The 22,325-nt window shown below is 42.4% G+C and carries 21 protein-coding genes and 1 riboswitch; of the genes, 11 read left to right on the top strand and 10 right to left on the bottom strand.

The window, feature by feature from the left end; genetic code table 11:
• Positions 1 to 67: 67 nt before the first annotated feature.
• Both EKM82_RS02560 and EKM82_RS02555 read right to left on the bottom strand, forming a co-directional pair.
• A complete protein-coding gene (locus EKM82_RS02560) occupies positions 68 to 688 on the bottom strand; it encodes a TMEM175 family protein (RefSeq protein WP_125766763.1) in 621 nt (206 codons plus the stop codon).
• A gap of 27 nt (positions 689 to 715) precedes the next feature.
• Positions 716 to 1,546: an aldo/keto reductase gene (locus EKM82_RS02555; RefSeq protein WP_125766762.1), complete on the bottom strand. Its 831-nt coding sequence runs from the start codon at positions 1,544 to 1,546 to the stop codon at positions 716 to 718.
• Positions 1,547 to 1,733: 187 nt separating this feature from the next.
• Here EKM82_RS02555 and EKM82_RS02550 point away from each other — a divergent pair, with 187 nt between their 5' ends.
• Positions 1,734 to 3,473, top strand: a complete 1,740-nt coding sequence (locus EKM82_RS02550; RefSeq protein ID WP_125766761.1) for a SpaA isopeptide-forming pilin-related protein — start codon at positions 1,734 to 1,736, stop codon at positions 3,471 to 3,473.
• A gap of 80 nt (positions 3,474 to 3,553) precedes the next feature.
• A riboswitch (Fluoride riboswitch) is annotated at positions 3,554 to 3,619 on the top strand.
• 71 nt (positions 3,620 to 3,690) lie between these two features.
• Positions 3,691 to 4,977 carry a phosphopyruvate hydratase gene (gene eno / locus EKM82_RS02545; protein WP_164508063.1) on the top strand — a complete coding sequence of 429 codons (1,287 nt, stop codon included), beginning with the start codon at positions 3,691 to 3,693 and terminating at the stop codon, positions 4,975 to 4,977.
• Positions 4,978 to 5,031: 54 nt separating this feature from the next.
• Here eno and EKM82_RS11235 read toward each other — a convergent pair whose 3' ends face one another.
• Entirely contained in the window at positions 5,032 to 5,253 is a 222-nt protein-coding gene (locus EKM82_RS11235) for a hypothetical protein (protein WP_164508062.1), read from the bottom strand.
• 571 nt (positions 5,254 to 5,824) lie between these two features.
• Between EKM82_RS11235 and helD the strand changes: the two genes are divergently transcribed.
• Both helD and EKM82_RS02535 read left to right on the top strand, forming a co-directional pair.
• Positions 5,825 to 8,113, top strand: coding sequence for an RNA polymerase recycling motor HelD (helD, locus tag EKM82_RS02540; RefSeq protein WP_125766760.1), 2,289 nt, complete (start codon positions 5,825 to 5,827; stop codon positions 8,111 to 8,113).
• 428 nt (positions 8,114 to 8,541) lie between these two features.
• On the top strand, positions 8,542 to 8,982 hold the full coding sequence (locus EKM82_RS02535; protein WP_125766759.1) for a cytidine deaminase family protein: 441 nt from the start codon (positions 8,542 to 8,544) through the stop codon (positions 8,980 to 8,982).
• Positions 8,983 to 9,054: 72 nt separating this feature from the next.
• Here the strand turns inward: EKM82_RS02535 and EKM82_RS02530 are convergent, their stop codons facing one another.
• From EKM82_RS02530 to rsgA, 3 genes are all read right to left on the bottom strand, one after another.
• Positions 9,055 to 9,867, bottom strand: coding sequence for a DUF368 domain-containing protein (locus EKM82_RS02530; protein WP_125766758.1), 813 nt, complete (start codon positions 9,865 to 9,867; stop codon positions 9,055 to 9,057).
• Between the two features lie 99 nt (positions 9,868 to 9,966).
• Positions 9,967 to 10,506, bottom strand: a complete 540-nt coding sequence (locus EKM82_RS02525; RefSeq protein ID WP_125766757.1) for a cysteine hydrolase family protein — start codon at positions 10,504 to 10,506, stop codon at positions 9,967 to 9,969.
• 108 nt (positions 10,507 to 10,614) lie between these two features.
• Entirely contained in the window at positions 10,615 to 11,958 is a 1,344-nt protein-coding gene (gene rsgA, locus EKM82_RS02520) for a ribosome small subunit-dependent GTPase A (protein ID WP_225419639.1), read from the bottom strand.
• Positions 11,959 to 12,536: 578 nt separating this feature from the next.
• Between rsgA and EKM82_RS02515 the strand changes: the two genes are divergently transcribed.
• From EKM82_RS02515 to EKM82_RS02500, 4 genes are all read left to right on the top strand, one after another.
• A complete protein-coding gene (locus EKM82_RS02515; RefSeq protein ID WP_125766756.1) occupies positions 12,537 to 13,835 on the top strand; it encodes a Y-family DNA polymerase in 1,299 nt (432 codons plus the stop codon).
• A complete protein-coding gene (locus tag EKM82_RS02510; protein WP_125766755.1) occupies positions 13,828 to 14,223 on the top strand; it encodes a hypothetical protein in 396 nt (131 codons plus the stop codon). Before EKM82_RS02515 ends, EKM82_RS02510 begins: the two co-directional genes overlap by 8 nt.
• A 71-nt stretch (positions 14,224 to 14,294) precedes the next feature.
• The gene (locus EKM82_RS02505; RefSeq protein ID WP_125766754.1) at positions 14,295 to 14,789 is read left to right on the top strand and encodes a hypothetical protein; all 495 of its coding nucleotides are present in this window, start codon (positions 14,295 to 14,297) and stop codon (positions 14,787 to 14,789) included.
• A 91-nt stretch (positions 14,790 to 14,880) separates the two neighbouring features.
• Positions 14,881 to 15,552 (top strand): CPBP family intramembrane glutamic endopeptidase, encoded by a 672-nt coding sequence (locus EKM82_RS02500; protein WP_125766753.1) that lies wholly within the window; start codon positions 14,881 to 14,883, stop codon positions 15,550 to 15,552.
• A 122-nt stretch (positions 15,553 to 15,674) separates the two neighbouring features.
• On the opposite strand, the gene EKM82_RS02495 is transcribed toward EKM82_RS02500, so the two are convergent.
• The 4 genes from EKM82_RS02495 to EKM82_RS02480 form a co-directional block, all read right to left on the bottom strand.
• Positions 15,675 to 16,931 (bottom strand): NAD(P)H-dependent oxidoreductase, encoded by a 1,257-nt coding sequence (locus EKM82_RS02495; protein ID WP_125766752.1) that lies wholly within the window; start codon positions 16,929 to 16,931, stop codon positions 15,675 to 15,677.
• A 14-nt stretch (positions 16,932 to 16,945) separates the two neighbouring features.
• Entirely contained in the window at positions 16,946 to 17,554 is a 609-nt protein-coding gene (locus EKM82_RS02490) for an NADPH-dependent FMN reductase (protein ID WP_125766751.1), read from the bottom strand.
• A gap of 74 nt (positions 17,555 to 17,628) precedes the next feature.
• The gene (locus EKM82_RS02485; protein ID WP_125766750.1) at positions 17,629 to 18,564 is read right to left on the bottom strand and encodes an FAD:protein FMN transferase; all 936 of its coding nucleotides are present in this window, start codon (positions 18,562 to 18,564) and stop codon (positions 17,629 to 17,631) included.
• A gap of 157 nt (positions 18,565 to 18,721) precedes the next feature.
• The gene (locus tag EKM82_RS02480) at positions 18,722 to 19,600 is read right to left on the bottom strand and encodes a LysR family transcriptional regulator (RefSeq protein WP_125766749.1); all 879 of its coding nucleotides are present in this window, start codon (positions 19,598 to 19,600) and stop codon (positions 18,722 to 18,724) included.
• A 97-nt stretch (positions 19,601 to 19,697) separates the two neighbouring features.
• Between EKM82_RS02480 and EKM82_RS02475 the strand changes: the two genes are divergently transcribed.
• The 3 genes from EKM82_RS02475 (at position 19,698) to EKM82_RS02465 (ending at position 22,119) form a co-directional block, all read left to right on the top strand.
• On the top strand, positions 19,698 to 20,243 hold the full coding sequence (locus EKM82_RS02475; protein WP_164508061.1) for a chromate transporter: 546 nt from the start codon (positions 19,698 to 19,700) through the stop codon (positions 20,241 to 20,243).
• A 2-nt stretch (positions 20,244 to 20,245) separates the two neighbouring features.
• A complete protein-coding gene (locus EKM82_RS02470) occupies positions 20,246 to 20,797 on the top strand; it encodes a chromate transporter (protein ID WP_125766747.1) in 552 nt (183 codons plus the stop codon).
• Between the two features lie 80 nt (positions 20,798 to 20,877).
• Positions 20,878 to 22,119 carry a chloride channel protein gene (locus EKM82_RS02465; protein WP_125766746.1) on the top strand — a complete coding sequence of 414 codons (1,242 nt, stop codon included), beginning with the start codon at positions 20,878 to 20,880 and terminating at the stop codon, positions 22,117 to 22,119.
• Positions 22,120 to 22,325 lie beyond the last annotated feature (206 nt).

Raw genomic sequence — 22,325 nt, 5'->3', positions numbered from 1 at the left:
AAAAGCAGCCGTTGTTGACAAACTTACTTGTCAACGACGGCTGCTTTTTACAACCAATTGGTTGTGGTTAACTCTGTTCCTGCACGCGAGCAGTTCGATAATAGGAAATACCATGAAAGATAATGCCGATCACTAATAAAATTAAGCCTAAATAAACATTGAAGTAATTGAATAGTAAGGCTAAAGCATACAAACCCATACTGATCGTGGGATATTTCGAAATCGTTCGCAAATTATGTTTAATCAGCGTGCAATTAGATTGCAGCAATTCATGATGATGCCAAAGATAACGATAAAACCACAAATACGAACCTGAAATTAAAAACGCCAACAAATCGTAAGTACCAAAAGCAAAACGCATGTCAGCAGGACCGCCTGACTGAATGCTGGCAGCCATTAACGTCATACTATAATTCATCAGCGTAACTAGAAAGAGGCCAACTAAATTCATCACATTTAGCCTGGCTGACGTCTGTTTAATTTGACTAAATAAATCATGATGAAATAACCATAAAACGCCAATATAAACATAGGTTAGACAGTACGAGAAGAACAACGGTCCCTGTTGCCAAACGGCTTGGCGCAATTGGCCGCGGGGATAGGATGGCAGTTTAAATTCCAAGACTAAAATCGTAATCAAAATTGCAAAGATACCATCACTAAAGGCCTGTAATCGTTCTGTTTTCATGAGGCAATCAAACTCCTAAAATCAATCTTAAAATTCTTCATACGTGGCCGGATCTTGTTGAGTGGTCCGACCATCGGCACGATTTAAAGTGGTAATCGTCGCCATGTCAGCCGCATCAATTTCAAAGTCAAAAACGTCTAAATTACCACGTTGCCGACTAGGTGTGGCTGATTTGGGAATTGGTAAGGTCCCTAGTTGCAACTCCCAGCGCAAAATAAGTTGACCAACATTCCGCTGATACTTCGCCGCTAATTGCTGCAGCACAGGATCCTTTAACATCACGCTGGCCCGACCTAATGGACTCCAATCTTCAGTCAAAATATCATGGGCCTGGTCATAATCTCGTTGAGATTGCTGATTAAAATATGGATGTAACTCAATTTGGTTGATCACCGGACTTTCGCTGGTTTCTTGGGCCAGCCGCGCCAAATGTTCTGGCAAGAAATTGCAAACCCCAATTGAGCGAATCAAGCCAAACTTCTTAGCAGTAATCAAGGCTTGCCAAGCTTCAACATATTGATCCTGCTTGGGATTAGGCCAATGCAATAAATAAAGGTCAAAATAATCTAAGCCTGTTCGATACAAAGATTCTTGAATTGTCTTAATCGCATCATCGGTCTGATAATAACGACCAGGTAATTTTGAAGTTACTAAAATTTCTTGACGATTCAGACCACTGCGACGCAACGCCGCGCCAACCGCACCTTCGTTTTCATAATTATAGGCTGTATCTAATAAACGATAACCATTATTTAAAGCAGCCGTCATGGCATTGACACCAACATTTCCGTTGAGCTGGTAAGTGCCAAAGCCGATTTTAGGCAGCTGTAAACCATCACGTAATCGATAATTTTCCATTTTTTTCACCTTCTGAATTTATTTTACCGTACTTGTCTAGTGTAATTCAAAAATTATCATTTGATAAAGTTTTATGCATTAAAATATAAAAAGTGTCTAGACATTATGAAAATTTAATATAAAATAATCGCCTTTAATCAGTTGGTGGTGCTATAATCCTCTTATAAAATATTAGGAGGGTACAAAAATGAAAATATACAAAAAAGGGTCAAATTCAATTTTTGTGGTGCTCATGTCACTGGCAATTACCATCCTAGCAATTTGGTCTTTTGGCGGGCAAACGGCGAAAGCGGCCGAAGTCCAAGTCAACGGCCTAACAGCCAGTGATGCCAAGATTTATGATCAGGACGGCAATGAAGTCACGAATAATCAGCAGCTAGATTTATATACTGGTTATAAAGTGTCTTACAATTGGTCGATTCCCGATGGCGTGCAAATTGTCAACGGCGATACGACTACTTTTACCATTCCTGATAATGTTGAAGTTAAAACCACGACAACTTTTGACATTCTCGATGAGTATGGGATCAAACTAGGCGAAGCCACGGTTACTGCTGGTAGTCAAACCGGGACCATTGTGTTTAATAACTACTTTACTGAAGCCACGGCTGACCGTCACGGGACACTTTTCTTCTATGCTAATGGGACTCACAATAATAATACTGGTAATGAAAACTGGGTCATCAATAAAGTAGGTACCGTGGTTTCCCGAGCTGAAAATGCGCGGGTCATCCGCTGGAACGTTGCTTTAAATATTGCCGGTAAAAATCTCAAAGACGTTACGATTACCGATACCTTAGGACCTGGACAAACCTATATTCCTGGTTCAATGATCGTTAACCGCCTGCAAAATGGCGTCTATATTGGTTCAATCACACCCGACGTCACTGTTGAAGGAAATGTGATGACCATTAAAGTCGGCGACGTCAATGATTATTTGGATATTTACTACAATACGGCAACGACTAACAATCAGAACACTTATAGCAACAACGCCACGATCACAGTTAATGGCCAAACCCATACCGTCAATGCCAATGTTGATTTCGGTGGTGGCGGTACTGGGACCGGGACGAATGGCACCGCAATTCTCGAGAAAACTTCGACGACCAGCAAAGCACCGATCGCCGGCGCTTACTATAAAGTTGTTGATGCCAATGGTAAAACGGTGCAAGAAAACCTGACGACCAACGAAAAAGGTCAGATCACGGTTAACGACTTAATGCCGGGCCAATATTACTTTGTTGAAACGCAGGCACCAGCAGGCTATTTGCTTGATGCCACGCCAATACCTTTTACAATTGTCGCTGGTGTCACTGATCCCGTCATGGTTTCAGCCACTAACCAGCCAATTTCTCTAATTAGCATTATGGTCAAGAAGCTTTGGGAAAATCTGCCCGCCGACTTAAAGACGCCAGCAATTACGGCTGTACTTTATCAGAACGGTGTCGCAACTAACCAAACTTTAACGCTTAATGCAGAGAACAATTATCAGGCAAGCTTTGAGAATCTGCCTGCAACTGACAGTTTAGGTAATAAAATCACTTATACAGTTGCTGAAGCAGAAGTGCCAGCTGGTTATACCAATGTCACTACTGGCCCCCAGACCCCAGATAAGGACGGTTTAGTCACGTTAGTCAATCGCTATCAAGAAAAGGAAAAACCGACGCCGCCAACTAAACCAACCAAACCTGTGACTAAGCCTAAGGAACCAGCACCAACAAAGCCAGTTACTTCTAAGCCAATGACTCCTAAACCAGTTACCAAGCCTAGCACTAGCAACACAACCGCTAAGAAGCCAACGACTAGCGCCACGACGTTACCACAAACGAATGAAAAAGATGCCCACGGTGTTTGGACAGCAATGGGACTTTTAGTTTTATTCGGTCTTGGTGGTTTATGGATCAAGAAACGCGAAACTAAATAAGCTGATTTAGGTTATCGTCAGTCAAGATAAGTGTAAATAATGGCACTAACAGTTGCTAAGAACTATACTTGTCACTGTAAGAATAAATTGGCGATGACGTTCGCCACTAAATAATTGCCTAGCAATTTGATGACGTCTACTGCGGAGCCTATTCATAATAGTGCTCTTCAGTAGGCGTCTTTTCTTTTGCGGCAGAAATTTGAAGGGAGTAACTATAATGGCATTAGTTATTGAACAAGTAAAAGCACGGGAGATTTTTGATTCACGAGGTAACCCAACAGTTGAGGCAGATGTGATTCTTTCTGACGGCACCCTTGGTCGTGCAGAAGTACCCTCTGGCGCCTCCACTGGTGAAAAAGAAGCGGTCGAACTACGTGACGGTGGCGACCGCCTCCAAGGTAAAGGAGTTTTAAAAGCCGTTAACAACGTCAATACCGAAATCAATCAAGCTTTAAAAGGCGTTAGCCCCTTCAATCAAGCCAATGTTGACCAAATCATGATCGACTTAGATGGCACGCCTAACAAAGCTCGCTTAGGTGCCAACGCTATTTTAGGCGTATCCATGGCGACTGCTCGAGCGGCTGCACAAGCGACTCATCAGCCACTATACCGTTATTTAGGTGGAACTGATTTGGAACTACCACAAACTTTCCACAATGTGATTAACGGCGGCGAACACGCGGACAATGATATTGATATTCAAGAATTCATGATCACGCCGGTAGCTCGCACTAGTTTCCGTGATGGTTTTGAAAAAATTGTTAACACTTATCACACCTTAAAGAAAGTTCTCGAAGATGCTGGCTATAGTACTGGCCTCGGCGACGAAGGTGGCTTTGCTCCTGACTTGAAGTCTTCTGAAGAAGCCCTGCAAATGTTGCACAACGCGATTATCAAGGCTGGCTATGTCCCGGGTAAAGAAATTGCGATTGCCTTTGATGCTGCCTCTTCTTATTTCTTTAACCGCGAAACGAAGAACTATGATTTCGAAGGCAAAACTTACACCCCAGCAGAATTAAGCGATTATTATGTTGGCTTAGTCGAAAAATTCCCCGAAATCATTTCGATTGAAGATCCCTTCAGCGAAGATGATTGGGGCAACTTTGTTAAATTCACGGAACGTTGCGGCGCTAAATTACAAATTGTCGCTGATGATCCGGTCTGCACTAACCCCGCTTTAATTCGCGATGCGATTCAAAAAGGCATGGCCAATTCGATTTTAATTAAATTAAATCAGATTGGTACAGTCACTGAAACTTTAGAGGCCATCCGCATGGCCCGTAAGAACGGCTACACCACTATGATGTCACACCGTTCTGGGGAAACTGGCGATACTTTTGTCGCCGACTTCACCGTTGCAACTAATGCGGCCCAATTGAAATCCGGTGCCCCGGCTCGTTCGGAACGGGTGGAGAAATACAATCAGTTATTGCGGATCGAAGAAGAACTCGGCCAAAGCGGCACACGCTTGGCGCACTTCCCAGATAACGTGAAATTCGATTAATTTATTGCAACTAATATCTACAAAAAGAGCTTAGCAAACCAAGCTCTTTTTTGTTTACAGTAACGATTGGTGATAATTACAAAACAAAAGTTCAAAACCGTTAAAATCTGATGATAGTTTTGAAACAGAACAGGTCCTGACTCCATTGCGGGCTTGCTGGTTGTGGAACGCGGCCGACGCTGATTGAAGCCTTTTTTCAAAAGTCTTCAATACAGGTCTTATTGTAAATGCTAAAGCACCAACAATAATTTGGCGGCTGACAACCACGCCCTCCATTCCGTCTGGAGTTGAGTTAGTGCATTTCATAATTGTTAGTATTTAAGGCAGTATTAGTGGGATTCGTTAACTCAATTCAATTAGTAATAATAGTTAAACAGTACCAAAAAAACGGTGTGACACCTCTATTCTCAGTAGAGATTGTCACACCGATTTTTTTGTACTACCACAATCTGGTTTGGCTAAATAGTGGTGATCAATTACGTAAGCTTCATCCAGGCAGGGGCCCAGCGATTGGCGTCAATGGTGAAATTATTCTTGCCGCTTTAGCGGTTAGAATAAGACTCGTATCTGAGATTGTTGCGTCGGCAATAAGCTCAGATCGATGTCCACCATGTTCCACGCCCTCTAAATCGCTGGGCCCCTGCCGTTCTCAACTAGGAAACGACTTAAGCAATCTTTCTAATTAAAGAAATCTTGGTCGCATTCACCTATTTTCAATCAAATAATCAAATTTTTGCCACAACTACTTGCAGCGACTGTTAAAACAGTTTAAGATGATTATCCCACTTGACGCACGTGGTATTCTATCCTCATAACCAACCGATTATTTAGAAGGGAGCATCCCCATTTGTATGCTGACTTAAATCGTTCTGCTGAAGAAGCACGAGTCAAAGAAATTGCCCAAACAATCGCGGCGGAACAAGCAAGTAATGAAGCTAAATTGAAAAGTGCTCAGCATGAAACGCACCAAATCGAATTAAATTACGGTGATACAGCTAAGGTCAACACGATTGAAGTGGATGATCGTATGGAAACCAATGCGGCTATTCAACAGCAAAAACAATTAGTTTCCTTAGCAGTTGAGAATCAAACAATTCTTGAAAAACGTCAGCATCGTCTAACCCGACTGGCAAAATCCCCTTATTTTGGTCGGATCGACATTGATGATGGTTTCGAAAAAGAAACCCTTTATATTGGCACCGCCACGTTAATGGACGCGCAAGACGAGGATTTTCTAATTTATGATTGGCGTTCACCAATTGCTGGCGTTTACTACAATGGCACTTTAGGTCCGGTTAGTTATCTTGCCCCAGCAGGTCGGCAGCAGGTCAACCTTCAGCGCAAGCGCCAATTCACCATCGAAAATGATCAAATCAACAATATGTTTGATACTGATGAAACTGTTGGTGACGAAATTCTCCAAGGCGTGCTCGGCGAAGCGGCAACATTATACATGCAAAATATTGTGGCGACGATTCAACGGGAACAAAACGAAATCATTCGCAATACTAGTGCCGACGTTTTGATTGTTCAAGGGGTGGCCGGCTCAGGCAAAACTTCGACAATCTTGCAGCGATTAGCTTATTTGCTTTATCATAGTCGCCAAAAATTGGACGCCGAGCAAGTGATTATGTTCTCGCCTAATCACCTCTTTAGTAACTATATTTCGCAAGTCCTCCCTAGCTTAGGTGAGAAAAATATGCGCCAAGTCACCTTAAGCGAATTTTTCAGCCAACGATGCCATAATTTGCAGGTTGAAGACAAGTTCAGTCGTTACGAACGGGACCAACGCCAATTACCGGCCGTTGCCCAAACAATGCGCCAATATCTGGAAGCCGGGGCGATTTTAAAACAAGTCGACCATTATTTAGCTCAGTCGGACTTCACCTTAAAATTCAATGACCTGTTATTAAACGGCGAAATGGTCATTAGCCAAGCCGATTGCCAACGCATTTACCAAGAATTACCGGCACAAATGAGTTGGGCCGACAAATTCCAGCAAACTAAAAATCGCTTGATTCGCCATTTACAACGGCTAGTACGGCGTGAAGCTAAGACTGATTGGGTTCAGGACCGAGTGGACACTTTAAGTGATTATGAATATCAAACTTTACTGGACCAGGAACATTTTGACAACGACGAAGCTGAGCGGCAATTTTTAGGCAAAAAAATTGCGCAGCTCCACTTTGAACCGATTTACGATGCTTTGTACAATGATTATTTCTTGGACATTGATCAACAGTATCTTGATTTTCTCGAACAAAATGCGCCGAATAATGTGGCCGCTAATTTCTGGCAAACGCGGCTTGAGCAAGTGAAGTCTCAATTTGAGCGGCACCAATTGGCCTTAAGTGACTGCGCGCCTTATCTTTATTTGCGCGATCAATTAACTGGTGGTGGGCAAAATCATCAGATCCAATATTTGTTTATTGATGAAATGCAAGACTATTCACCAGCCCAATTAGCCTACTTGCATCACGCTTTTCCTTTAGCCAAATTGACTTTACTCGGTGATCAAGCCCAGGATTTATTTGCTAGTAGTGCTGGCTTAACGCAATTCGATGCTGCCATTGCTGCCCTTTTCCCTCATAAAAAAGTTAAAATTTACCGGTTGAACAATAGCTATCGTTCAACCCAACAAATTACCCATTTTGCCAGTGCTTTATTACCTGACCACCAAGAAATTCTGGCTTTCAATCGACCTGGTCCGAAACCACAACTAGTTGTCTGTCAACGCCTGGCTGAATTAAACCAGCAAGTCAGTCAACAATGCGAGCGGCTGTTAGCTAAGCAAACCATGGTAGCCGTTCTGACAAAAACTGAAGTTGAGGCCGAACAAATTTACGCCACTTTGCAAAGTGACGCGCCAGTAACTTTAATGACTGAAAAGCAACATCATTTGGAACCTGGGGTCATGATCATGCCGATTTATTTGGCTAAGGGTTTAGAGTTTGATGCCGTCATTGGCTATAACGTTTCAGCATCACTCTTTCAGAACACCACTGACGCTCACATTCTTTATACAATTGCTTCACGGGCAATGCATGAGTTGGTGCTGATTTCACTGGGGCAGCCGTCAGCTTTAATTACGCAACTTGATCAGCAACTATATCGTTTGACTGATTCGGGCCATTAAGCAGCTACGGCTTTAGACTGGTCTTCATTTCTTATGATAGTTTTAACTAGGTTTTTGACTGGCATGGTGCTATATTAGACTTAATTACAAGCCTTACAGGGAGATGAGCCCATGCGCAAATTATTGCTGTTTTTAGTTCCAATCGTTTCAGTATTTTTCCTATCAGCTGCTTTCGTTACGCGTGCCATTACAAAGCTAGCTCACTATCCAGATTAATACTACTTGTCAGTGATTGCTGACCAATTTTGATATGACGTTGATTGTTTCTCGTAGGTGTGTTCGTGCAAATTAGCTAATTTGTGGGAACACACCTTTTTTGATGGTTGCTTTGTGACTGGCATCATTAATCAGCTTCTTCTAATAAATATTCTTTTTAATTTATCATAATGCTATAATAATACTCAACTTATTAATTGGAGTTGATACCCATGGATATTTGGGAAAAATTATATTTAAAAGCGAAGGCTGAATACCATCCTGAAGACGTCTCACCGTTTATTTACGCGCACAATGTGGTTTGTGCCTTAGAAAGTGCCAATGGTGACATTTATACTGGTTTTTGTGTCGAAAGTTGCTCCGGCGTTTTGGACCTTTGTGCCGAACGCGTAGCCGCACTGAATATGTACCAACAAAGTGGCCAAACCGTGATTAAACGTTTGATTGCTTTTCGGGACCAAGCGCCAGCTGATCATGGTAGCGGGATGCCTTGTGGCGCTTGTCGTGAATTTCTGATGCAGTTAGACGAGCGGAATAAGGATTTACAGTTCATGGTTGATTACGAATCACGCAAAATCACCACACTTAATGACTTACTGCCAAATTGGTGGGGCTGGGATCGTTACGCCGCTGCTAAACAAGGTCAAGACTAATAAAACAGCAACAAAAAAGGATTGTCGAAATCACTCATTAATTTGAGCGACACGACAATCCTTTTTTAATACTTAAGCTTGATATTTATCTTCCAGGCGACTCATCCAAAAGGCCAATGCTGCACCAGCGATGAACAAAACAATCGAAATCAAAATGCCTTGTGGTGTGTATTTGGCACCAAAGGGAATGATCATAATTGTGGACGCAAAAACGACGCCTAAAATAAAGTGGAATAGTTCAGCATAAGCCCGCTTGAAAATATAATCCGCCACTTTGGAAAGTAACAAGACACAAGCCAGACCACCAATTGCCAAAGGAATGATCACGCTGAAATCCAACGTTTTAATCCCATCAGCCATGGCATCATACATTTTCATATAAACAATGAAATTCGATGGACTCAGGCCAGGCACAATCACGCCTAAACCGATTAAAGCACCAGCAATCACCCAAGTGCCGAAGTTCTGAGCAACACCGTTACCAAATAATTCTTTGCCAAAAATCAGGAAAATTAAGCTGACTACAAATGTCACAGCTAAAATAACAAAATGCTTTTTGCCACGACCTTCTTTACCAGCTTGATGCCATAAAGCCGGAATTGTCCCGACAATCGCCCCAACAAAGAACCATAAAACTTGATTTTCAAATTTAAAAGCATAACTGACAATGAATGAGAAAATAAAAATGCCAGCAATCCCACCTAAACCTAAGGGAATGAAAAATAAAATGTTCTTTTTAAAGTCACGCGTCAAATGTGCTAAGAAAGAAATAATTCGTTCATAGACTCCAAAGACTGCTGCTAAAGCACCGCCACTGACTCCGGGTAGAATGAAACCAGAACCAATAAAAATTCCTTTAACAAAGCGTAGTAACCAATCTGACATAAATCAACCTCGTTTTCATAATTTTGCGCTCGAGATTAATTATAGCATGAGCTTGATTGAAACCAAATTACTTTGATAGCGCTTAGAAATTCTTAATAATTAGACAAGTGTGGCACCCAAGGTATTTTGGAAATGGCGCAAGGCCCATTCGTGGCCCACTGGATCGAAACTGGCGACCGCATCTTGATGAATGACAATATCATAACCTAAGTTGTAAGCATCCACTGCAGTGTGTAACACACAAATATCAGTGCAAACCCCGACTAAATGTAATTCGGTAATGCGTCGTTCGCGCAATCGTAAATCTAAATCAGTCCCGCAAAAAGCTGAATAGTGGCGCTTATCCAACCAATAAAATTGGTCCTGATTTTGCTGATAATAAGTTGCTAATTCACCATACAAGTGTCGACCAGTAGTTCCAATCACATTATGCGGTGGAAATAATTTATTCTCCGGATGATATTGATCGGCTGGATCGTGGCCATCCACTGCCATCACCACAAAATCTTGGCGAGCAACGAAATCTTTCGTCACCTGCAATAACGCCGGGGCAATTTTCTGACCAGGCTCGCCGGTGGTTAAAGCACCATCACTGGCAACAAAATCATTGGTATAATCAATCACTACTAAACCGCGCATCTCAACTCACTCCAATTTTCAAATTATCTTAATTAAACCAAAATAACGGTTCAAAAGAAATAAATTGCTTCGGCACAATTTTGATCATTTCATCAAAAATCGGCACTATTACCGGCTAATTGGTTGCACCGCTAGTTTTCGAATCAACTGCTGGTCATCATCGGCGGCAATTCGGTTAGAAACTAACTGACCGCATTCGCGACAACGATGAATCAAAGCCAGCTCACCATTATCACGTTGCCAAACACTAATCGCATCCATTACACCGTGACATAACGCCGAACGGTCACCAGGTCGATGATCAACATGCAGGCTCGCCAAACAATAAGGACAATGATTACGCTGTTTGGTGCCGGCATTTTCTGGTAAAACCATGCGGCCACAATTCTGACAAATAAAACTATCCAGACAGGCCCGCTGTTCAAAGTTAGGCTGCTGCCGTCGTTGGAATTGACTAATGGCCTTCATTCGCTGTTGCTTCGTTCGCAAATAAGTTTGTTTATCAGTACTAAAATCTGATTCTGCTTGTAACTGTTGGTAACTGGCCCAACGATCCCGAGATAGTTCGCCGTTACGTAACGCCTGCTTAATGGCACAACCAGGCTCCTGTTGATGACGACAATCACGGAAGCGACAATGACCAAAGTATTGTTCAACGTCAGCAAAGCTATGACTGAGACCACTAGTTGCGTCCCAAATACCTAGCTCACGCATCCCCGGCGTATCAATAATCGCCGTTTTTGTTGGTAACATCAATAACTGGCGTTGACTAGTTGTATGACGACCACGTTGATCTTGCGCGCGAATTGCAGCGGTCTTTTGTTGTGGTGTTGCCAACAATTGGTTCACTAAGGTTGACTTGCCCACGCCTGATGAGCCTAAAAGGACAATCGTCCAATTTGCTCGTAAATGTTTTTGTAACGCCTGATAACCTTGGTGACTCTGGTTCGAAATCACCAAAACTTCCACGCCAACGGCAATTTCCTGTACGGCCACTAATTTTGCCGCAATTTCAGTTGCATCAATTAAGTCGGCTTTGGTCAAAACAATAACCGGCGTGCCACCTGACTCCCAGGCAAGGGTTAAATAGCGTTCTAATCGTCGTAAATTAAAGTCAGCACCCAAGGCCTGAATAATAAAGACTTCATCGAAATTAGCCGCAACAGCTTGCGCTCGATGACCACTACTCGCACCATCAAGTCGCTTAAAGTAGGATTTCCGCGGTAACGTTTCTAAGATAATACTTAAATCAGCACCTTGCCAATTCAGTCTTACCTCGTCACCAATCGTTGGATATTCTGCGATTTCCTGGCGATAATTTCCCTGTTTGATCCGTGCCAAACCAGTCCCAAATTTACAAGTAATGTTAAATAGATCCTGATGAACGCCAATAATACGTGCTTTAACGTCATGATGTACCGTCTCGTTGGTAATAATTGTATTTTTTGTCAATTTTAAATAGCTCCGTTCTTTTTATCATTGGTAATAATTCTCCTTTTTCGACTTTTTACAGCAAATTTAATCTTTATTTTTAAGCACTGCAAAAAGTTATTTAACAGCAATCGGCATGAAACAACCTGTTCCTTTCTAAAATAACGCAGTGTGATTCCTGAATAAATTTTTCCCAATATTTTTGACGACGTTGCTAGATTTCAGCAGACACAAAAAAAGACACTGGTCCGCGACCAATGTCTTTAATGATTAAGCTAAATAAGCATTACGACAGGTATCACACCATAAGTATGCCAAATAAACCACCTACCAAACTATCTTTGTTAGGTCAATTAGTTCATTGGCTTATTCACTTACTGATTAGATACCTGCTACACTCATTAAAATACCTCAATTTCTAATTCGGGAAAAATTTATAAGCTTAGTTTAACGGCAAATGATTTACCTGTCAAGTTTTCATCAGTTCCAGGATCTGAAATTTCACCACGATTTTACTACGGTTGGCGGTTGCAATTTGCTGGCGTTTGTTGTAATTTATAATTAATGCGAACGTATGTTTGCGATTGGAGGAAAAAACGATGTTTGATTATCAAAGTGAGCCAATTCATACCGTCATGATGATCGATAGTAAATCGTTTTATGCCAGCGTTGAATGTGTCGAAAAGAAATTGAACCCCTTACGCGCAGCCTTAGTCGTAGTTTCTCAAGAAGAAAATACTGGTGGCGGTGGTTTAGTGCTGGCCGCTTCACCAATGGCTAAGAAATTATTCGGCATTAGTAACGTTTCCCGTTTCAAAGATTTACCTGACGACCCCCGACTGATCAAAGTTCAACCACGGATGAATTTATATATTGAAAAAAATCTGGAAATCAACGCGATTTATCGCCGCTTCGTGGCCAGCGAAGATTTACATGCTTATTCTATTGACGAGTCCATGCTTGATCTGACCAAATCATGGCGGCTTTTTGGCCGCTCACCAGAAGAAGTTGCTCGTAAAATTCAGTTAGCCGTACGCCAAGAAGTCGGCGTCTACACGACGGTTGGTCTTGGTGATAATCCCTTGTTAGCTAAACTGGCCATGGATATTGAAGCCAAACACAACCATGCCATGCTGGCAACTTGGCATTATCAGAATGTGCCCGATACCATTTGGCAAGTCAAAAATCTAACTGATATTTGGGGCATTGGTCAACATCTGGCTGATCGTCTAGAAAAATTGGGCATTCACAACATGTATCAACTGGCCCACACTGATCCTTATTTGCTTCAAAATCAGCTTGGCGTTATTGGTGCCCAATTATTCGCCACTGCTTGGGGGATTGATCGCAGTATCATCGCCCAAAAATATCAGCCGGTTAGTCGTAGCTATGGCAATTCGCAGGTCCTGCCCCGAAACTACAGCAAACCGGCTGAAATCGAAATCGTCCTGCGTGAAATTGCTGAACAAGTTGCCGCCCGAATCCGCAAACGACACCTGCAAACCGGCTTAGTCAGCTTATCCCTTGGCCTAGCCCAGCGAGAAACAACTGGCCGCCACTTTTCCTCCCATCAAGCAAAAATTACCCCCACCAATTTAAATCACGATTTAACCGCAACAGTTCTTGGCCTCTTTCACGCCCATTGGCAAGGCCAGGCAATTCGCAACGTTGGTATTAGTTATGGCAATTTAATTCCGGATCAAAGTCAACAACTGAATTTTTTTGAAACCCCTCATAGTCAAATTCAACGCCGTCAGCAGGATTTCGTTGTCGACCATCTAAGACAGCGTTATGGCTTTAAAACAGTCGTCAAGGCTAGCAGTCTGCTCAGTGGCGGTACAGCGATTCAGCGGACTGGATTAGTTGGTGGTCATAATGGTGGTAACAGTTATGAGTGATTTCGATGAAACGGTGCAGCAATTTTTTAAAGATTATCATGATCGTGGCATGATGAAATGGGCGGGCTTTTATTTAAGTGATCATACCCAACAATTAGAAAAAGTCACCCGGAATCTACGCTATCAGCCAACGAAACAGCCCCAATTATCCCGGGAAGAATTAACGCAGCTTATTCTAAAGGCTTTCAATCATCACCTGCCAATTATTCTGCAATTAAACGCCATCGGTAACGATAGTGAGCAAATTCAAGAGTATCAAGGGTACGTTACGGCTTTAATGGCCCAAGGTTTCTATCTAGGAAATCAACAATTTAACTTGCTGGAAGTGCATCATGTTCGTTTACAGCCCTTAACCGACACATCTGACCAAGAGGCCAACAACAAGTAATCTTCGCAGTACACCGATTATGCCGATTTGTTGTATGCTTACTTTGAAGTCATATTTAAGGAGCAAGCAACATGAGTGATCAATTATTCGCCTGTTTTACCTTTGTTGGTGTCTGGTTATTGTTTGTCTTTCCACTTTATCAAGGCGTTCTTGAAGTCTTAGAACAACAACAAATCATTAGCCGCTTCACCGAAGCTAATGCCAAGTATCCACCAGTTTCACCTTGGTATTGGTTAATTCCGCCGTTAAAAGTGATCAAAGAAAAACATCGCGGCATTAGAATTCTTCACGACAGTATTGGCAGTCAGGAAGAATACCATCAAATTTTCCAATTTCTGAATAAAGCCGTGGCTTGGTGCTACATTGCTTTGGCGGGAATGTTAAACGGTTTTGTTGCCACTCGTGAGCTGCTACGCGCATTCTCATGGTCAGTTAATCCTCTGAGCATGGTGGCATTAAATATTCTCATTATCGCCTTAGGTATGCTTTATGTTTACTATCGCGTGAACCACCATCGCGAACAACGAATGATTAATAAAATTGCCACTAAGCGGCACCATCATTAATTTGACTCAATCTTAGTAAAGTTTTAAGTCGCATTATTTCCCTAATTATTGTATGATTTTATTGAGTTTATAATAGTTGGGGAGTATTACAATGATGAAAAGTCCCGCGTCACGCACTGGTAACTTAATTCGATATGCCATTTTTCTGGTGCTGGTTTTATTGACCAGCTGGTTTAAAAATATGGCAATCACGAAAACCAGTATTTCTGGTGTTTTTACTTTGCTCTTTTTCTGTATTGCCGCGTTAACTTTAACCTTTTTCGTGCGGCAGTTTAATCTTGAAAAGCGTTATTTCGCTCATCCCTTAAACCATCTCAGCGATGTTTTTGAAAATTGCTTCGGCTTTTTCCTAGTGATGGTCTTAGCTGTGGGCGGCTTAAATTTATTAATTGCTTGGCTCCAGGCACAAAATCAAATGCCAGAATTCAGTCATTTAATTACTAGATTTGAATTTAAAGATGGTGGCTTTTGGCTTTACTTATTAATCGCCGGCATCATTACACCAATCATTCAGCAATACTTAGTCGCTGGTTTCTTCAACAACTATTTCTTCCGAGCCGAAACGCCTTTAAATATTGTTTTAGCGGTTCTGATTAGTGGCGCACTTTATGCGGTGTTACAATTTCAGCCTTTCTTTATGCCTGCTTTCATTCAAATGTCCTTGGGCTGGCTATTCGCCCTCAGTTATCTTCGCACTCATAATTTAGCCGTCCCTATTTTTCTAAACATCTTTAGTACCATTCTGGTCATTGTCCTGGCTTAATTAAGTGTTTGGTGGCCATTTGATTAGGGCTAATTTCCTTATTAGTTCCACTTCATAACAATAAAAAAACAACAAAAAAAGTTTTGACAATAATCATTGTCAAAACTTTTTTATTGCCCTGATTAAGGTTTAACTGACGCGCTGGCCACCCCATCGGCCTTTGCTGGTGTGGTAGTTGCGGCCTCATTTTTAACTGAGGCACTGGCAACAGCATCATTGCTGACAGGCTCGCTCTTAACAGAAGCACTGGCGACTGCCGCCGTAGTTGATGTCGTTCCGACTAATTGCTGCTTGGTTTGTTGTAAGTACCAATCAATTACCGGTTTAATATCCATGACATATTCATTCAGCCCCACATAACGCTGTTGGTCATCGTGCATCGCCTGATAACTATGCACCACATATTTATCAGGGCCATGTTTGGGCACGTGAATGCGAATCACATCTTGCTTGCCCGCACGTAATTGTTGTAAGACCCACTCGACATTTTTTAAAGCCTTCGCCGGATGGCAAACAATTAAGGGATTGCCGACTTGATCTGGTCGACGGCCAGCCAAAGTTCCGGCCTGTTCCTTACCAGCATTATAATATAAAAATTCATTGTTGCTGTCAGCATACGTGAGTTCCATTGGCATTGATGACAACAAATAATTAATTTGATCAACGGTCAGAATACCACGATCCAACTGAACATAAGTATCACCACTGACGGCTTGAACTTTCTTAGCTGCCTGCTCGACCCAATCCGCCGCCCGCATATCCACATCGGGAATCGTCGTGGCGATCTGACCAGTGGCATTAAGATCTTCTTTAGGCAATGGCTTGGGCTCTTCCAATGCTTTAGCAACGTGAACAAATTTAACGAACTTGCGCAAAGTAACTTGCAAGAATTCGCTTGTTTTCGCATCTTTAATCTCGCCAAACTCATCAAAGGCTTGCTTCACTTCAGCCAATAAAAATTCGTTGCCTGGCATCACAATGGCATTGACGCCAGGGGCTTCCATAATTTGCCGCAAATGTAATTGGGCCCGAGAAGAACCTTGGTCGTAATAAGAAGCACCAATAATCAGCACTGGCTTATTATCCAAAGGATGGATTTTAAAAGATAACCATTCGATCAGACTTTTTAAATTTGCGGGAACAGTATGATTATGTTCCGGCGTGGCAATAATCACCCCGTCAGCCTGTTCAATTTTACGTTTCATAAACTGAATCGGACCACTGTCAGTTTGGTCATTACTTTGATTAAATAAAGGAATATCCTTGGTATCTAAAATTTCTAAGTCAAACAAATCGCCGTTATGAACGGCAATATATTTCATCAATAGTCGGTTATAAGATTGATCTGAATTCGAACCCACAATGCCAACAAGTTTCATTATGATCACCTCAATTAAATTTTATCCCAAGAAAAGTTTTGAACTTCTTGTTGATTGATTTTTTTAGTGTGCACTAATTGATTGGTTAACTTAACAAAGTCCAAGAAGTCAGCGAATAGACCGGCCAATTTAGCAACCTGCTGTTGGTCTTTTAGATTACCTTGCTCATCAAAGGCCGTTAAAGAATGCCCTAATAAGAATTCTGAGCTAGGCATGATCCGCGCGCGTAATTCTGGTGCATCAAGAATCTGGCGTAAATGTGACTGGGCTCTAGAAGACCCTAGCGAGCCGTATGAAGCTCCCGTGATCATCACTGGTTTGTCCACGAAAGGATGCTCACCATAAGAAAACCAAGCTAAAGCATTGGATAAACTTGCTGGCACTGAATGATCGTATTCAGGCGTACTAATAATCACGCCATCACTAGCCATGATCTTGGCATCAATCGTTTGGACTAATGGCGGCAATTTCTTATCGGCGGGCTTGTCAAACATTGGCAAATCTGCAATTTCAATCAATTCAATTTTGGCTTGGTCGGCGAAATGACGTTGCATGAACTGTAATAACTGGCGATTAGTTGAGGCAACTGAATTCGTACCGACAATAGCAACAAAGTTTTCCATGATTTAACTCCTTTGATATGAGTGTGCTCACTTATTAGTTTACTATTATATTGTAAGCGTTGCCGTAATAAGTTTCAATCAGAATTTTGTACCAGCCCAAAATGTGCTGACTGATAAATTTGGCCAGTCTGGCTGACTAAACAGCACTCTATGCCCGGCATTGCAGCAACAATTCCTAAAATATCGCTGGCACTTTTACCAAACAACATCGTCGTCCACAACTCGCCGTCAACTGATTGAGGCGACTTAATACTAACACTCGCCAGATCAGTCACGATTGGATAACCAGTCCGCTTGTCAAAAATATGATGATAACGATGTCCATTGACCTGCAATTGGCGTTCATAAATACCCGATGTCACTAAAGATTGGTTGCTCAAGGCCACTGTCCCTAAAAGTTGGCTTTGATCACCTTGCGGATCACGCAGCCCAATCTGCCAAGGTGTTGACTGGTCACCATCAGCAGAATCCGTCAATGCCACGACATTGCCGCCTAGATTGAGTAACGCCCGCTGAACATGCTGTTGACGCAAATAAGTAGCTAGTAAGTCAGCAATATAGCCTTTTGCTAAAGAGCCTAAATCAAGGGTCATCCCCGGCGTCGTAAGATAAATTGCCTGCCGTTGCTGATCCAATTCGATTTGATGGGGATCAGTTAAAGTCAGCGCCTGTTTAATAGCCGCATCTGTCGGGACATGAGCGTCGTCGAACCCAATTCGCCATTGCTGCACTAACGGACCCAAGGCAATATTTAAATTACTGTTGGGCAATAAACTGTATGTTTTACCTAGTGCAATTAAATCATAGAGTTCTGAGTTAACCACCGTCCAGCATCGACCAGCATTAGTGGCCAACCTCATCAATTCTGAAGTGGGATCGTTAGCGCTGAAACGATGTTCGTAAATCCGTAGACGTCGTTCAACTTCCGCTAAAAGTTGTTCGGCCTGAGGATGGTCGATGGTCACGGTGATGACGGTGCCCATTAAATAGATTTTTTGCGTTGCTGACATTTACCCACCCTTTTTCAATCGTAATTAAAAGCTTAACCACTACAAAAATGACGAACCATCTTACTTAAAATCATTTTAAAAATCTAACTTGTAACGTCACGGAAACAACTAACAGCAACAAGGCCTAGGAGCGACCACAATTTTCCCGGGTTGCCTTTTATTTTCCTGCCATCGCTTTAAAACAGTCGACCAATTCCTGCTGTAATTCACGTAAAGGACTGTTTTTCAAAGTTACCACGTAATTGGTCGTGGTTAAATGTTGACCAGGTAAAATTAAGCGCACTAATTGACCTGCTTGCAAATAAGGTTGGGCCAAGGGCGTCGGCAAAATGGTGACGCCTAAACCGGCGAGAGCGGCTTGGATCAAGACTTGTGTGTTAACACTTTCCAGCATGGGAACCACTTCGACGCCTAACTGACGAGTTGCCATCCCAAAAATATCACGCAAAGTACTGCCAGGTTCTCGTAATAAAAAAGGTACCGTCAATAATTGCTGCTTAGTTAGCCGCGTTGTTGGCAAGAAATCTGGAGCAGCCACGATTAATAATTCGTACTGTGATAGCGGTTCGGCTTGAAAAGACTGACTCGCTTCGTAACCTTCAATTAATGCCAGATCAATTTCGCCACTTAGCAGACGATTTTTAATTTGTTGGACATTTTCAGCGTAACACGTTAGAGGCGTTTGGGGATGTTGCTGGCGAAAGTGCTTTAAGGCTGTTGGCAATAATTCTTGGCCAATCGTTAAACTGGTCCCCAATCGTAGTGGAATCCGCTGTGCTTGGTCAGAATGGCCATATTGGGCCAATTCATTAAATTCTGTCAACAGTCTCGTCGCTCGGATTCGAAATTGCCGGCCAGCATTATTTAAGGATAAGCGATTATCAATCCGATCAAATAAGCTCACACCAATACTTTGTTCCAATTCGCGAATTGTTTTAGAAATTGCTGGTTGACTCAGAAATAATTGTTGCGCCGCCTTTGTCATTGAACCGGTTGCCGCCACCGTGGTAAAGATTTCCAGTTGGCGAATATTCATGCTGTCACCTCATAACTGTTTAGTTATGGCCAGTATACTAAAGATGTATTTTTAGTCAATGCTAGCGACCACTATACTAAGGTTAAGGGGTGAAATCATGCAAACTAATTGGCGTCTTTTTAAAGTTTATTTATTGGCGGGCACCTTTACTTTTTCAGGTGGCATGGCCATGTTACCCGTCATTGAACGTGAGCTTTGTCAGAAATCACATTTGATCAGTCAACAAGATCTTTATGAATACACTACTTTGGCCCAAACTTTTCCCGGGGTTATCGCGCTGACGAATGCGTGTTTCGTCGGCAAAAAAATTAATGGGACTAGTGGCATGTTTGTGGCTGGCCTCGGTGCAATTTTACCGGCCTTTGTCTTAATGTCGGCTGCAACAGCACTCTACCAGCAGCTGCCACAAACTGGTCTAATTTTAAATATCTTAACCGGGATTCGTGCAGCCTCGGCTGGCCTATTATTTAGTGCTGCCTTTACTTTAGCCCGTTACAATTTACGCGATGTTGGGTCAATTCTATTAGCTCTGATTTGCTTTGGCTGCACGCTATTTAACTTACTTAGTGCGCCGAGCCTCATTATTTTGGCAGCAAGCGTAGGACTACTGCTTGGTAGCCGCCAACAAAAGGAGCGTGATTGATCATGCTAGCAATCACCTTGGCTTTTCTTAAAATTGGCTTCTTAGGTTTCGGTGGCGGTTATGCCATGTTGTCGCTGATCTTTTCTGAAGCCGCCCATTTCGGTTTAACTGTGCAACAATTTGCTGACCTGAATGCTTTAGACGGTTTGATTCCCGGCCCGATCGCGATTAATTCCGCAACTTACGTGGGCCAACTGTATGGTGGCTTTGGTACGGCCTTAGCAGCCACTCTAGCTGTTTGTGTGCCATCATTAATTATTGTGCCGCTATACACTCATTTCGAAGCAAGACTGAATGATCATTGGCAAGTTCCGGCGTTGCTCAAGGGCATTAAGTCGGCGGCGGTTGGCTTAATTCTCGCAATTGCGGCCTTGTTAATGCTCACCATGGTCGGCAACGTCACGACTATTACCGACTGGTCAAATTATCAAGCTGACTGGTTGAGCTTGATCATTATTATCTTCGTTGCTACCGCTGACCTGCGTTGGCATTTAAATCCACTACTGTTAATTTTACTGGCCGGACTGTTAGGTGGGATCAGTTATTATTTGTAGCTTGGCGCTAATGATTGCTAACTTGACACCGCGGCGTTAATTGTTAAGATTGAATTTATTAATTCATAAGTGGTGATCAAATGAAATTCCATCGTGCCAGTCAATTAGTTATCTCTGGTTTACTTTTTAGCAGTGTGATTGCATTAATTTCGTTCTTATTCTTAATTATTGAAGAACAGCTAACCCAGCTTATTTGGGGCGACTTACCCCAATTATTGGGTCCAAATTTATACTTACTAGTCGAATTGCTAATTTGCTTAATTGGCGGTTTATTGGTCGGCCAAATTCATCAGGTCTGGGGTGATTTACCAAATACCACCCAGACCACCATGGCCGAGTTTAAACAAACGCAAACCGTTCGTTATCAAAATATTTTTAAACATTTAGCCACCGCAACGGTGATTTTAATTTTCGGTGCTGGTGTTGGCCCAGAAGCAGCGTTACTCAGTGCCGTAATTGCCTTATCTGTTTGGCAAGCTGATAAATTACGGTATCAATATTTTCATCAGGCTGAATTTAAAGCTGCGGGATTTGCCAAGAGTTGGTTAATGCGCCTGCACCCTGTCAAATATCGCCAAACTTATCAGGCCGATTTAGCCAAACAAGCGAATCGCAAAACAGCCAAAGAATTGCTATACACGTTATTGTTGATCAATGGCTTAACGACCTTTATGATTCTCATGCGGCTAACTAAACAGCCCACCTTCATTACGAAAATGGGCCAATCGCGCTGGCAATGGTCAGAACTATGGTTGATCATTCCCGCGATTATTTTTGGATTATTGTTTGGCTGGCTCTATCAACGATTTAGCACTGGTTTGCAACGACTTAGTCAACATTTTGCCAGCAAGGTACGTAGCAAAGCTTTAATTGGTGCGGGAATTATTTTCATTTTTGCTAGTGTGGTGCCGCGGTTACTTTTCTCAGGGCAACCATTTCTCAGTTTGGTGCCACAATTTAGCGCCCACCAAGCTGCCAGCACCTTATTCTTAGCAGCAATTCTCAAATTAGTCTTCCTGCAACTTTGTTTAAAAACCGGTTGGGTTGGCGGCGATATTTTCCCAATCACCTTTGCAGCTATCTTGCTCGGCTTTGGCTGGGCCCATTTACTGCCGGGCTTCGATAGTTTATTGATTGTCGCCGTTGTGGCAGCCAGTGTGGCAACTTGCGTTTTGAAATCGCCAATCTTTCCTAGCATCTTCATTGCCTTGTTTTTCCCGGCCAATCTAGCGCCAGTTTTTCTGCTGATTATTTTAATCTTCGTTCTGCTGCAAAAATTAACCACAAAATGGTCACAGCGACAAGCTGGTAAGGCCGAATAACCGCGGAATGCTATTTTGACCGGTTCTTGTCTTGAACATAGCCACCGCTGATGAATAATTAAAAACTTGTGCGGGATTTAAAACAGAATTGAGTCTGACTGCATTCCGGGCTGCTTGGCGTGGAACGCGGCCGACACTGATTGAAGCTTTTTTCCAAAAGTCTCCAATACAGGTCTTATTGTAAGTGCTAAAGCACTAACAATAAT

It is taken from the genome of Lapidilactobacillus wuchangensis (genome assembly GCF_003946645.1).
GTDB classification, from domain to species: domain Bacteria; phylum Bacillota; class Bacilli; order Lactobacillales; family Lactobacillaceae; genus Lapidilactobacillus; species Lapidilactobacillus wuchangensis.
Note: the sequence above shows the minus strand (reverse complement) of the source record. Positions and strands in the feature narration are given on the sequence as shown.

What these genes read in the sequence shown, in the direction of transcription:
- EKM82_RS02530 (WP_125766758.1), bottom strand. Translation starts at nt 9,867, where the DNA reads ATGTCAGATTGGTTACTACGCTTTGTTAAAGGAATTTTTATTGGTTCT.
- EKM82_RS02525 (WP_125766757.1), bottom strand. Translation starts at nt 10,506, where the DNA reads ATGCGCGGTTTAGTAGTGATTGATTATACCAATGATTTTGTTGCCAGT.
- EKM82_RS11235 (WP_164508062.1), bottom strand. Translation starts at nt 5,253, where the DNA reads ATGGAGGGCGTGGTTGTCAGCCGCCAAATTATTGTTGGTGCTTTAGCA.
- EKM82_RS02465 (WP_125766746.1), top strand. Translation starts at nt 20,878, where the DNA reads ATGAAATTCCATCGTGCCAGTCAATTAGTTATCTCTGGTTTACTTTTT.
- EKM82_RS02510 (WP_125766755.1), top strand. Translation starts at nt 13,828, where the DNA reads ATGAGTGATTTCGATGAAACGGTGCAGCAATTTTTTAAAGATTATCAT.
- EKM82_RS02475 (WP_164508061.1), top strand. Translation starts at nt 19,698, where the DNA reads ATGCAAACTAATTGGCGTCTTTTTAAAGTTTATTTATTGGCGGGCACC.
- EKM82_RS02485 (WP_125766750.1), bottom strand. Translation starts at nt 18,564, where the DNA reads ATGTCAGCAACGCAAAAAATCTATTTAATGGGCACCGTCATCACCGTG.
- EKM82_RS02550 (WP_125766761.1), top strand. Translation starts at nt 1,734, where the DNA reads ATGAAAATATACAAAAAAGGGTCAAATTCAATTTTTGTGGTGCTCATG.
- EKM82_RS02560 (WP_125766763.1), bottom strand. Translation starts at nt 688, where the DNA reads ATGAAAACAGAACGATTACAGGCCTTTAGTGATGGTATCTTTGCAATT.
- EKM82_RS02495 (WP_125766752.1), bottom strand. Translation starts at nt 16,931, where the DNA reads ATGAAACTTGTTGGCATTGTGGGTTCGAATTCAGATCAATCTTATAAC.
- EKM82_RS02505 (WP_125766754.1), top strand. Translation starts at nt 14,295, where the DNA reads ATGAGTGATCAATTATTCGCCTGTTTTACCTTTGTTGGTGTCTGGTTA.
- EKM82_RS02500 (WP_125766753.1), top strand. Translation starts at nt 14,881, where the DNA reads ATGATGAAAAGTCCCGCGTCACGCACTGGTAACTTAATTCGATATGCC.
- EKM82_RS02480 (WP_125766749.1), bottom strand. Translation starts at nt 19,600, where the DNA reads ATGAATATTCGCCAACTGGAAATCTTTACCACGGTGGCGGCAACCGGT.
- EKM82_RS02515 (WP_125766756.1), top strand. Translation starts at nt 12,537, where the DNA reads ATGTTTGATTATCAAAGTGAGCCAATTCATACCGTCATGATGATCGAT.
- EKM82_RS02535 (WP_125766759.1), top strand. Translation starts at nt 8,542, where the DNA reads ATGGATATTTGGGAAAAATTATATTTAAAAGCGAAGGCTGAATACCAT.
- EKM82_RS02555 (WP_125766762.1), bottom strand. Translation starts at nt 1,546, where the DNA reads ATGGAAAATTATCGATTACGTGATGGTTTACAGCTGCCTAAAATCGGC.
- EKM82_RS02490 (WP_125766751.1), bottom strand. Translation starts at nt 17,554, where the DNA reads ATGGAAAACTTTGTTGCTATTGTCGGTACGAATTCAGTTGCCTCAACT.
- EKM82_RS02470 (WP_125766747.1), top strand. Translation starts at nt 20,246, where the DNA reads ATGCTAGCAATCACCTTGGCTTTTCTTAAAATTGGCTTCTTAGGTTTC.
- eno (WP_164508063.1), top strand. Translation starts at nt 3,691, where the DNA reads ATGGCATTAGTTATTGAACAAGTAAAAGCACGGGAGATTTTTGATTCA.